Annotated in this window: 11 protein-coding genes; 2 read left to right on the top strand and 9 right to left on the bottom strand. The window is 69.9% G+C overall.

Annotated features, from left to right (window positions below; genetic code table 11):
* From KBX53_RS09255 to rpmH, 9 genes are all read right to left on the bottom strand, one after another.
* Positions 1–727 (bottom strand): hypothetical protein (locus KBX53_RS09255; protein WP_210858654.1); only part of this gene is annotated, 727 nt, incomplete at its 3' end.
* An 880-nt stretch (positions 728–1607) separates the two neighbouring features.
* The gene (locus KBX53_RS09260; protein WP_030331860.1) at positions 1608–2624 is read right to left on the bottom strand and encodes a ParB/RepB/Spo0J family partition protein; all 1017 of its coding nucleotides are present in this window, start codon (positions 2622–2624) and stop codon (positions 1608–1610) included.
* A gap of 27 nt (positions 2625–2651) precedes the next feature.
* Entirely contained in the window at positions 2652–3977 is a 1326-nt protein-coding gene (locus KBX53_RS09265) for a ParA family protein (protein ID WP_081883821.1), read from the bottom strand.
* 256 nt (positions 3978–4233) lie between these two features.
* Positions 4234–4944 carry a 16S rRNA (guanine(527)-N(7))-methyltransferase RsmG gene (gene rsmG, locus KBX53_RS09270; protein ID WP_030331865.1) on the bottom strand — a complete coding sequence of 237 codons (711 nt, stop codon included), beginning with the start codon at positions 4942–4944 and terminating at the stop codon, positions 4234–4236.
* A gap of 111 nt (positions 4945–5055) precedes the next feature.
* Positions 5056–5679: a R3H domain-containing nucleic acid-binding protein gene (locus KBX53_RS09275; RefSeq protein WP_030331867.1), complete on the bottom strand. Its 624-nt coding sequence runs from the start codon at positions 5677–5679 to the stop codon at positions 5056–5058.
* Positions 5680–5891: 212 nt separating this feature from the next.
* On the bottom strand, positions 5892–6878 hold the full coding sequence (gene yidC / locus KBX53_RS09280; RefSeq protein WP_210858656.1) for a membrane protein insertase YidC: 987 nt from the start codon (positions 6876–6878) through the stop codon (positions 5892–5894).
* Positions 6875–7171, bottom strand: a complete 297-nt coding sequence (gene yidD / locus KBX53_RS09285) for a membrane protein insertion efficiency factor YidD (protein WP_081883822.1) — start codon at positions 7169–7171, stop codon at positions 6875–6877. The genes yidC and yidD overlap by 4 nt, the downstream gene beginning before the upstream one ends.
* Positions 7168–7584, bottom strand: coding sequence for a ribonuclease P protein component (gene rnpA, locus KBX53_RS09290; protein WP_030331871.1), 417 nt, complete (start codon positions 7582–7584; stop codon positions 7168–7170). The genes yidD and rnpA overlap by 4 nt, the downstream gene beginning before the upstream one ends.
* Before the next feature lie 34 nt (positions 7585–7618).
* Positions 7619–7756, bottom strand: coding sequence for a 50S ribosomal protein L34 (rpmH, locus tag KBX53_RS09295; RefSeq protein WP_007453904.1), 138 nt, complete (start codon positions 7754–7756; stop codon positions 7619–7621).
* Positions 7757–8385: 629 nt separating this feature from the next.
* Between rpmH and dnaA the strand changes: the two genes are divergently transcribed.
* Positions 8386–10215 carry a chromosomal replication initiator protein DnaA gene (gene dnaA / locus KBX53_RS09300; protein WP_030331873.1) on the top strand — a complete coding sequence of 610 codons (1830 nt, stop codon included), beginning with the start codon at positions 8386–8388 and terminating at the stop codon, positions 10213–10215.
* 776 nt (positions 10216–10991) lie between these two features.
* Positions 10992–11650: DNA polymerase III subunit beta (gene dnaN / locus KBX53_RS09305; protein WP_210858658.1), on the top strand; the 659-nt coding region annotated here is incomplete at its 3' end.

Here is an 11650-nt window from a genome sequence, read left to right on the forward strand (position 1 = left end):
CGGACGGGGAGTCCAGCACCGGTTCCGGAATCTCCTCTGCCGCCTCGATGACCGAAACCGCGTCCGCTGCGGCTGCTGCCGCTGAGGCAGCCTCGGCTGCGGCGGCGGCATCCGCGGCAGCCGACTGGGCCAGCAGACTGGACGGCGCCTGCCACTGGATGCGGGGTGGCTCGGCGAGCGGACGGCCACCGAACTCGGCGAGCCAGTCCGCTACCAGTGCCAGATTTTCCCGCCACTGCGCCTCGGAGATCGGCGGCAGGATCGAGTCCCACAGCGACAGGAACGTGCCCCGCAACTGGAGGCGACCGTACGGCCGGGCGAGGAACCACATGTGCAGGTGAGCGGAGCCGTCGCCCCAGCGGTTGACGTGCACCCGGGCGACGCCGTCGAGCGAGCGGATGGCCCGCTCCAGACGCACGGTCATCACGCCCAGTTCGGCGGCCAGCAGGTTCGGCAGGTCACCGAGGTCGAGGTGGGTCCGCGATTCCAGGATGAGCACCATAGGCAGACCGGTGGGGCGGTCCATGGCGCGTACCCGCCACCGCTCACCCACCCAGATGTAGGCGTCGTCGGGCGCGTTGCAGGCGGTGCATTCCCGGAGACCCTCACCCTTCCGGGGCGGTTCAACCGGGACCGGATCATCGAGCTGCTTCACGTGGAGGTCACCCTCGAAGGGAAATGACGGCCACTGGGTGAAGTCCGGGACTGAGGGAGGGGTGTCGTGCACGACGCTGACCCTAACCGAGTCTGGCACCGCTGTCCCTACCTGTTTGAGCGGTCCTGAGCCACCGGATCATCGCGCCACCGCCGCTCGGGCTCGAGTGGTCGCGCGGGCACCGAGAGGCGATATCCACAGGCTGCCGAGGTCCTCAACACGGGCCGTCATCCACAGGCCCGCACCCGCTCCCACGCGCTGTTTCACGTGAAACGGGGGGTGCCTGTGGACAACCGGTGTGGATAACTTTTCGACCTGTCGGTCGTTGTCGCCAACCCGCGTCCGAGGCGGTTCGGGCCGCCTCGGAGGCCGGCGGCTGAACGGTGCCCGCAACGCCGACGCGTGGGGACGCGGAGGCGACCCAGCTGACCGTCAACCCGACCCGCAGGGGTCGATTGACACACCGACGAGCCGGTGTCGCTGTTTCACGTGAAACCGGCGCAGGGCGGCGGCTGGCGTCGCTGCGCGGATTGCCTCTGGTGGGTCCGACCACGAACCCAGGCCCTTCGGCTCACCCGAGGATCACCGCGGAGGTGCCGTGCAGGCCACTCAGCGGCTCGCTGTCGCGTCGAGCGGGGCTGGGGGTGGCTCGGGTCGACCCCAGCATTCCGGAGCCTTCTGTGACCCGTGCAGGAGATCGGTTCGCCACTGCGGCGTCCACCGACCGCATCTGCGCGGTCGCCGTTCCCGAAGACGTGGACGGCCGGGCCGTCTGCCCCCGCGTACTCCGAGGCGCTCCTCGGGGGGCCGGCTGAGCGATTCGGCGTCCGTCCGGTCCGCCGATCCGTTGAGCGAAGCCGCCGGCTGTTTCACGTGAAACGTGACGACCCCGGGATGCGGAACGGCCGCGCCCCCGGGTGGGGTGGCGCGGCCGTGGGTGAGCGGGCTGGGCTCAGTCCCCGCTCTCCTCCTGCTGCACGCCGATGATCCCGACGATCCGCTCCAGGTCGTCAACGGTCGCGAACTCAATCGTGATCTTGCCCTTGCTCCGGCCGATGTCCACCTTCACCCGGGTGTCGAACCGGTCGGACAGCCGGTCGGCGAGATCGGTCAGGGCCGGCGCGTGCGCCTTGGGCCGCCGCTTCGCGGCCTGACCCTTCGCCGGGCCGTCGTTCAGCGTCAGGGCGACGATTTCTTCGGTCGCCCGAACCGACAGCCCTTCGGCCACGATCCGCAGGGCCAGCTGTTCCTGCGCCTCTGACTCGTCGAGGCTCAGCAGAGCGCGGGCGTGCCCCGCCGACAGGACGCCGGCGGCAACCCGGCGCTGCACCTGGGCGGGCAGATTCAGCAGTCGGATGGTGTTGGAGATCTGCGGGCGGCTCCGGCCGATCCGCCGGGCCAACTCCTCGTGGGTGGCCCCGAACTCCTCCAGCAGTTGCTGATAGGCGGCGGCCTCTTCGAGCGGGTTCAGGTTCGCCCGGTGGATGTTCTCCAGCAGGGCGTCGCGGAGCATGGCGTCGTCGCGGGTGTCCCGGACGATCGCCGGGATGCTCTCCCGGCCCACCGCCTGGGCGGCCCGCCAGCGCCGCTCGCCCATCACCAGTTCGTACTTCTCGTCGTCGAGCTGCCGTACGACGATGGGCTGGAGGAAGCCAACCTCCTGGATCGAGGTCTTCAGCTCCTCCAGCGCCTCCTCGTCGAAGACCTGACGCGGCTGCTTCGGGTTGGGCATGATCGCGTCGACCGGAATCTCGGCGAATCGCGCACCCGGCACCGGGCTGAGCACGGGCTCCGGCTCGTGGACTGGCACCCGGGCGGGCACCGCGGAGACGGCGGCCGTGGTGCCCGCGCCGTCCGGGCGCTCGTTGTCCGGCTCGGCCGTCGCGGTGCCAGCGGCACCCGAGACCGGCCCGGTCGGGATCAGCGCCCCCAGGCCCTTACCCAGACCGCCCCGAGGACGGTTCTTCATGCCACGCCTCCCAGCGACTTGTCCGCACTACGCATTCCGGCCCACCGGCTCCTTGACGCCCCGCTCGGCGATCTCCTGAGCCGCCTCGAAGTAGCTCGTGGCGCCCCGCGAACCGGGATCGTAGGTCATCACCGACTGGCCGTAACTCGGTGCCTCGGAGACTCGGACGTTGCGGGGGATGACCGCCTGGAGGACCTTGTCGCCGAAGTGGTTCCGGACGTCCTGCTCGACGGCGTCGGCCAACCGGGTACGGCGGTCGTACATGGTCAGCAGGATGGTGGAGACATCGAGTTTCGGGTTGAGGTGCTGGCGTACCAGGTTGATGTTGTTGATCAGCTGGTTGAGCCCTTCCAGCGCGTAGTACTCGCACTGAATCGGGATCAGCACCTCCTGCGCGGCAACCAGAGCGTTGACGGTGAGCAGACCGAGCGAGGGTGGGCAGTCGATGAAGACGTAGTCGAACTCGCCCGGGTAGGCGGCGATCGCCCGGTCCAGACGCGACTCTCGGGCCACCACCGACACCAACTCGATCTCGGCTCCGGCCAGGTCGATGGTCGCGGGCACGCACCAGAGGTTGGGGATGCCCTCGACCGCCTGCGCCACCTCGACCAGCGGCACGCTGTTGATCAGGCAGTCGTACACGTCGGGGATTCCGGTGTGGTGCGGGACGTTGAGCCCGGTCGAGGCGTTGCCCTGCGGGTCGAGGTCGACCACGAGCACCCGGTTGCCGTGCAGGGCGAGCGCCACCGCAAGGTTGACGGTGGTGGTGGTCTTACCCACGCCGCCCTTCTGGTTGGCGACGCACATGACCCGGGTCCGGTCCGGCCGAGGCATGGTCACCTCGCCACTGGGATTCAGGATCTGCACGGCGCGCATCGCCTCCATAGCCAACGGTGGGTCATCCTCTTCGCGCGTCGGGGTTTCACGTGAAACGTACGTGGGGTCGGCCGCCACGGCGGCCAACGACTCGGTCGAAGCGACCGGGGCGTCGGCGACCACCGGCGCGGCGTCCCGAACGGCAGCCGCAGTGGGTTGGTGCGGGACCGCCGGCTCGAATCGAACCGCCGCGGCGGTGTTGCGCCGACCCGAGGTCGACCGCACCTCGGCCGCGTTGATCGGTCGACTCGACGCCTCCGGCGTCCTGCGCCCACCCGGTGGGTCCGCGAGGGCCGAGCCGTCCGGTCGCCCCGTGCCCGTCGGCGGGTCGAGTGCCGGCGGCGGATCGCTGTCGGTGGGTCGGTTCGATGGCCCGGTCGCGCCGGGCGACCAGCTCGGGTAGTCGGTTTCACGTGAAACGGGATCGCTGGTCGACCCGGTCACGCGTGGATCGTCGTACCTGCCGTCGTCATGCACCTGTCATCCCTGCCCGCTTCGGATGGTCGGTCCGCGCCCCGGTCAACTCGGCCGCGTCCACGCCCGCAACCCGGAGCGTACGGCCCACGGGAGCGGTCGGAGACCCGCGACGTCCGTCATCCGCTACACACTATCGACGCGCGGTCAGCCTACGGCGGACGGGCGCGGCCGGTCCACGTCGGGTTCTCATCCCCTCGTCCACCCGTACCGGTACAACGAGGCAACCCACCGGCCGGAAGCCCGATGGCGCGAAGTGTCAACCTCGGCGGGGACGCCCGCCCCGGGCGCGCTTCTTCGCCGCCGGGCGGGGCGGACCGACCATCCGCTCGCGCACGATCTCCACCACGGTGGTGGGTGGATCGATCACACCGACGCCGCAGAGCCGCACGGTTGGCTCCCCACCGCCGAGTCGCGCCACCACGTCGGCGTGTTCCTCGATCTCGGCGGCGGCGGACGAGCCCTTGAGCGCCAGCAGACGGCCACCCCGAACCGCCAGGGGGAGACTCCAGCCGGCCAGCCGATCCAGGGGCGCGACCGCGCGCGCGGTCACCACGTCTCCGCTGATCGGCTCCCGGCCGCTCGATCCGCTGGCTGCCTCGTCGGCCCGGCCCCGGAACACCCGTACCGACCTGGCCAGGCCGAGTTGCTCGACGACCTCGATCAGGAACGAGGTCCGTCGGGCCAGCGGCTCGATCAGGGTGACGGTGAGGTCGGGGCGGGCGATCGCCAGGACGAGACCCGGCAGGCCGGCTCCCGAGCCGACGTCGAGCACCGTCGCGCCGGACGGGATCCGCTCGGCGACCGCAGCACAGTTGAGCAGGTGCCGATCCCAGATGCGGGGGGCCTCCCGGGGGCCGATCAGGCCGCGGACCACCCCGTCGGTGGCCAGCAGTTCGGCGTACGCGGCGGCCAGGTCGAGACGGTCGCCGAAGAGGGTGAGCGCGGCTGGCGCCAGCTCGGGCGGCAACGCCGCGTCGGCCGGTGACGGGGCGGTGTCGCTGCCCGTCGTGCCAGCGTCGGCGTCGGAGGTGACGGGCCGGACACGGCTTCCGCCGTGAGGTCGTCGTGGGTCACCCGGTCAGTCCGCCGGCCGTACGACGATGCGCCGGTTCGGCTCCACACCCTCGGACTCGCTCGCCACGCCCGACATGGCGTTGACGACGTCGTGCACGCACTTGCGCTCGAACGCGGACATCGCCTCCAGGCGGACCGGCTCGCCGTACTCCTTGACCTTCTCGACGGCGTTCTTGGCGACCGCGGCGAGTTCCTTGCGGCGGTTCGCCCGGTAGCCGCCGACGTCGAGCAGCAGCCGGCTCGGCGTACCGGTCTGCCGGAAGACGGCGAGGCGGGTCAGCTCCTGGAGCGCCTCCAGGGTGGCCCCGCGCTGACCGACCAGATTCTGCAACCGCTCGCCGACCACCTCGACCATCGGCCGGCCGGCGGCGACCAACTCGTCGATGTCGCCGTCGTAGTCGAGGATGTCGAGCAGGCCCTCGACGTAGTCAGCGGCGATCTCGCTCTGCCGGAACAGGTCGCCCTCGCCCACAGCCTTCTTCGCCCGGGTGCCACTGCCAGCGGCGGTGTCGGTGTCGTCGTCCGCCTCGGTGTCGTCGGCTTCGGTGTCGTCGCCGTCCACCGCGAGCGTGGCGGTCTCCTCCTCGTCCACTGACTGCTCGGCGCGGGGGATGCTGGTCTCGGTCACGGTCTCATCTCCGTACTCGCTCGGCCGGACCGTCGGGTCCGACTGGTTTCCCGGGGCCGGCTGGAGGTTGCCGGTGCCCACAGGCACGTCTGTACGGGCAGTGTCGCCCGTGGCCGCGCGGTGCGCGGTCGGTTCCACCCGGCGCCGGCCGTACGGCGGCTGCGCGGTGCGGAACGGGCCGCCGCCGGATCACCGGCGGCGGCCCTCACACATCAGCCCTGCCGCTTGGCGGGGCGGCTCTTCTTCGGGTTGTTCACCGGCTTGGCGCCCGGCTTCGGCCCGGCCACCTTGGGTGCTGCCGCCTTGACCGGCACCGGCGGGGCCGCCTTGCCGCGACCGAACAGGCCACCGGACTTGGCGGGCTGCACCGGGTTGCGGGAGGTGGCGGGGGCGGCGGTCTTCGCGGTCACCGGCGGCGGGAACTTCCGCAGCACCCACTGCTGCTGGCCGAGGGTGAAGAGGTTGTTGGTGACCCAGTAGATGATGACGCCGATCGGGAAGATCGCGCCGGAGATCAGCAGCGACGCCGGGATGCCGTAGAGCATCAGCCGCTGGATCATCCGCTGCTGCGGGTCCTCCGCCCAACCGGTCTTGAGGATCATCTGACGGCTGGTCAGGTAGGTGGTCGCGATCATGACCAGGACCAGGACACCAGCAATGATCTTCACGGTGCTGCCGTTGGCGCCCAGGCTGGCCAGCTCGTCGGCGGTGGAGCCGAACTTGCCGGCGATGGGAGCGGTGAAGAGCTTCGCCTGCGAGGCGCTCTGGAACTGGTCGACGGTCCAGCCGTAGAGGGTCTTGTTCTGCTTGTCGGGATCGAGCCGGCGCAGCACGTGGAAGAGACCCAGGAAGACCGGGATCTGAAGGAACATCGGAAGGCAACCCATCAGCGGGTTGGCCTTCTCCTTCTTGTACAGCTCCATCATTTCTTTCTGGAGCGTCTCCCGGTCACCCTTGTGCTTCTCCTGAAGCTCCTTGACCTTGGGCTGGAGCGCCTGCATCGCCCGCTGCGACTTGATCTGCTTGACGAAGACCGGGAACAGGATCACCCGGACGGTGACCACCAGGAAGACGATGGCCAGGATCCAGGCGAAGTTGGTGCCGAGCACCGCGCCGACCGGCACCCCGATGGCGTCCCAGGCCGAGTGCCAGGTCAGCAGGATCCACGAAATCGCGTAGTAGATCCAGTCGAGACTCAATTCGGGGCTCCAGTCACATCAGCACGGCGGCGGCCGCCCGGCTCCGGCACCGGGTCATATCCACCAGGGTGAAAGGGGTGGCAGCGCAACAACCGCCGGACCGCCAGCACGGCTCCCCGGAGCGCGCCGTGTCGAGCGACCGCTTCCTGGGCGTACGCACTGCACGACGGGTAGAACCGACAGCGAGCCGGCAGTGCCGGACTTATCCACCGACGGTACGCGATGATGGGCGCGATCAGCACCTTGGCACCGGTTGTCGACGGGCGGGGGCTGGTCTGCTCGGTGTCAGTCATCGGGACCGCCGCTCCCGGGGCGACCTGGCGACCGCGATGGCGGCGTCCAGATCGGTGGCGAGCCGGGGGTACGACGCCTGCGCCGCGGCGGGCAGCGCCCGGACGACCAGGGTGCTGCCGGCGGGCAGGGCGGTCAGCCGTTCCCGGACCAGCGCCCGCAGTCGGCGGCGGACCCGGTTGCGGGTCACCGCGTTGCCGACCGCCTTGGACACGACAAAGCCGGCACGGGAGGGCGCAGACGACTGCTCCGCACTGTTGTCCCGTACCGGCTCCGGCGAGGTCGGTGTGCTGGGGTCGACGGTCACCGGCATGGCCAGGTGGACCACGACGGCGCCACGTCCGGCGCGTCGGCCACCGCGAACCGCTGCGGCGAAGTCAGTGCTGCGCCGCAGTCGCTGTGCGGCGGCCAGCACGACTGCCCACGTCCCCTGGACCGGCCCGGTCGGCTCAGGCCGACAGGGTGGTGCGACCCTTGGCGCGACGGCTCGACAGGATGGCACGGCCGGCACGGGTGCGCATGCGCAGCCGGAAGCCGTGGGTCTTCGCGCGCCGGCGGTTGTTCGGCTGGTAGGTGCGCTTGCTCACGTCAGGCTCTCCGTTTTCGTACGCGCCCCGCGCGACGGGATCGCCGGGGTCGTGTGGTGGTCCAGGCCACCGCGACGGTGGCCCACGATCGGTGCTGTCCGGCGGGGCGGGACCTCGGCGGTGCGAGGATGCGACCGCGGACAGCAAGCACCCATCACCCTAGCAGAGGGCGAGAAAGCAGCCGTTCCAGCCTACGCAGGGGGGCAATGGCCGTCAAACACCCCGAGCAGCGGACAACGGGACGCGCCCGAGGCGGGAGGACGGTTTTCGCTGATGCCGACAAGGGCGCCGCCGCGTCGCCGGTTGATGGCGCAGGGACAACGCTGTTACCGTGCCCGATTGCGGTGAGCGTCGGAAGCTCCGGTCGTCGCACAGGCAAGACCGGACAAGGCAGTGAATCGTTCGGCACGGTGAACCCGCTTCAGCGCCCGTTCAGGCAGGGGCAGGTGCCACCCGCGTCCGGCGGTGGCCACAATCGGTCGGTACACAGGCTGTGGATAACTTGTGGATGACCACCGGTCGATCGTCCGGGTGGGTGTTGTTCCACCCGCGAACGCGGCGGGCCCGGGACGGCCGGCTGGCAGACAGACAGCGGCGGCCGGGAGCAGAGGCGAGGGGGTGGCACGACGGTGGCCGGTACGACCGACCTTGCCGCGGTGTGGTTAGCGGCGACCGACGAACTCGCCGACGAGATCATCTCCGCCCAGCAGCGTGCCTATCTACGGCTGACCCGGCTGCGGGCGATCGTCGAGGACACCGCGCTGCTCTCCGTCCCGGACGCGTTCACCCGCGACGTGATCGAGTCACGGCTGCGCCCGGCGATCACCGAGGCGCTCACCCGCCGGCTCGGCCGACCGATCCAGGTCGCGGTCACCGTTCGGGTGGCCGAGGACGCCACCGGCCGACCGGCTGGCACCGTCTACCGCAGCGCTCCGGAGGTCGGGCAGCTCGACCTCGACGTCCCGGGCGTCGCGTCGTTCGACGACGACCAGGACGCTCGGCCGGCCGCCGACGCGATGATCCCCGAGCAGTCACCCGCGCCGCGTACGCCCGATCCGGGTCCGCCACCCGCGCCGGCGGGTCCGCCGCTCGCGCCGACCGTCGACGGGCACCGCTCCGGGCTGATCCCGGCCAGCAGGGACGGGCAGGAGGCGTTGTTCAGCGCCGCCTTCGCCGAACCCATCCGGCCGAACCGGCCGGGCCCGGACCGGCGCGGCTACGACGAGCAGGCGGCCCGCCTCGACCCACCCGGCCCGGACACCCGGCCCTACGAGCCCCGCTACCGGGATGACTCGGCGTCGCCACGCGACCAGCACGTGATCCGCTCGCTCCCCCGGGACAGCGGAACGGACAGCGGCCCGGGTCGCAGCGCTGTGGACCACCGCAACGGTGGCCGCGACGACCGCCGGTTGCCCGGTGCCGACACCGGTGGCAACCGGCTCAACCCGAAGTACATGTTTGAGACCTTCGTCATCGGGTCGTCCAACCGGTTCGCCCACGCGGCGAGCGTGGCGGTGGCGGAGTCGCCGGCCAAGGCGTACAACCCGCTGTTCATCTACGGGCACTCGGGGCTGGGCAAGACCCACCTGCTGCACGCCATCGGGCACTACGCCACCACGCTCGGCAACGCCCGCTCGGTCCGCTACGTCTCGACCGAGGAATTCACCAACGACTTCATCAACTCGCTCCGGGACGACAAGACCAGCGCGTTCCAGCGGCGGTACCGCGACGTCGACATCCTGTTGATCGACGACATCCAGTTCCTGGAGAACCGCGAGCGCACCCAGGAGGAGTTCTTCCACACCTTCAACACGCTGCACAACGCCAACAAGCAGATCGTGATCACCTCGGACCGGTCGCCGCGCCAGCTCGCCACCCTCGAGGACCGGATGCGAACCCGGTTCGAGTGGGGGCTGCTGGCCGACATCCAGCCGCCGGATCTGGAGACCCGGATCGCGATCCTGCAGAAGAAGGCGGCGCAGGAGCGGATGTACGCCCCGCCGGACGTGTTGGAGTTCATCGCCTCCCGGGTGTCGAACTCGATCCGGGAGTTGGAGGGCGCGCTGATCCGGGTGACCGCGTTCGCCAGCCTGACCCGGTCGACGGTCGAGCTGTCGCTGGCCGAGGAGGTGCTGCGGGACTTCATGCCCGACGGCGCCGGCCCGGAGATCAACGCCGACCAGATCATGGCCTCGACGGCGGACTACTTCGGGGTGAGCCTGGAGGACCTGCGGGGCCAGTCCAGGTCCCGTGTCCTGGTCAACGCCCGCCAGGTGGCCATGTACCTGTGCCGGGAGCTGACCGAGTTGTCGCTGCCCCGGATCGGGCAGGCGTTCGGTGGCCGGGACCACACCACAGTGATGCACGCCGACCGCAAGATTCGTCAGCAGATGGCCGAGCGCCGCTCGCTCTACAACCAGATCGCCGAGCTGACCAACCGGATCAAGCAGAACAGTTGACGGGTACGACCGCCGTCGCGGCGGTGCACAACCTGAGGACACGCCCGGCCGGATCTCCGGTCGGGCGTTCTTTTTGGTCAGTCAGCTGGACTCTCGACATGGTGTAGACCACAGGATCGAGGCCGTGACCGCCTCGATCCCCACTCGTTGTCCACAGCTCGTTATCCACCGTCGGTGGATAACTACGGTCCGTCCTCCGCCAGTTACCCACAGGCTGTGGAGAAACCCTGTGCACGAGGCTGTGGACGCCTGGGGACGACGGTCGGGTTATCCACCGGTCATCATCAACCTGTGTACGGGCTGTTGAAGGTTCTGGGGATGACGGCAATGGTGATCTTCCCCGCGATCCACAGGCTTGGGGAGAAAGTCGGTGGATTACCGGTGGACAACCGGTGGACAACGGTGGACAACCGGCCGCCGTCGCCGGGCTGTGGACACAGAAGCCGGTTGTACCCCCGGTTCTCCACAGCTAAATCACCGGTCGATAACCTGTCTGAGCTGCGCAGACCTCGGTTTTCCACAGTTTGCACAGGTGCGATGAAGACGATGAGTTATCTCTTCTAAGAGAACAAAAACCAATCATCACCGTTGGGCTTTCTGTGGATCGGGCCGAACGCTGTCGGATCAGCCCGTCAGCATCGACACGATCCATGGGGTCGGGCGCACAGCCGATGTCCCTGCGCCCTAAGGTGCGATGGGTACCCGCACGGTCGGGCGGGACGGTAGGCAGCGGTCGGCATGAGAGAGTTGTCGCTGACGTCGACGCGGAGGCATTGATGAAGTTCCGAGTGGAGCGCGACGCGCTCGCCGAGGCTGTGGCGTGGACCGCGAAGAGCCTGCCCAACCGGCCGTCCGTACCGGTGCTCGCCGGGGTGATGCTCCGCGTCACCGACGGCAACCTGCGGGTCTCCGGGTTCGACTACGAGGTCTCCAGCCAGGTGACCGTCGAGGTGCAGGGCGACGCCGACGGCGCCGCGCTCGTCTCCGGCCGCCTGCTCGCCGAGATCACCAAGGCGTTGCCGGCCAAGCCGGTCGACATCGCCGCGGTCGGCGCGCACCTCGAGTTGGTCTGCGGCAGCGCCCGGTTCACCCTGCCCACCATGCCGGTGGAGGATTACCCCGCGCTGCCCGAGATGCCGCAGAGCGCCGGCACTGTCGACGCCGCCGCGTTCGCCACGGCGGTTTCCCAGGTGGCCATCGCGGCCGGCCGGGACGAGACGCTGCCGATGATGACCGGTGTCCGCGTCGAGCTGTCCGGCGACACGTTGTCGATGCTCGCCACCGACCGGTACCGGTTGGCGCTGCGCGAGATCCAGTGGCGGCCGGACGACCCCGAGGTGAGCATCAACGCCCTGGTGCCGGCCCGCACGCTGAACGACACCGCCAAGGCCCTCGGCCCGCTGGGCGGCGAAGTCACCCTCGCCCTCGCCCAAGG

Source organism: Micromonospora sp. M51, assembly GCF_018070305.1.
Lineage (GTDB): Bacteria > Actinomycetota > Actinomycetes > Mycobacteriales > Micromonosporaceae > Micromonospora > Micromonospora parva.

What these genes read in the sequence shown, in the direction of transcription:
- KBX53_RS09260 (WP_030331860.1), bottom strand. Translation starts at nt 2,624, where the DNA reads ATGAAGAACCGTCCTCGGGGCGGTCTGGGTAAGGGCCTGGGGGCGCTG.
- yidD (WP_081883822.1), bottom strand. Translation starts at nt 7,171, where the DNA reads ATGACTGACACCGAGCAGACCAGCCCCCGCCCGTCGACAACCGGTGCC.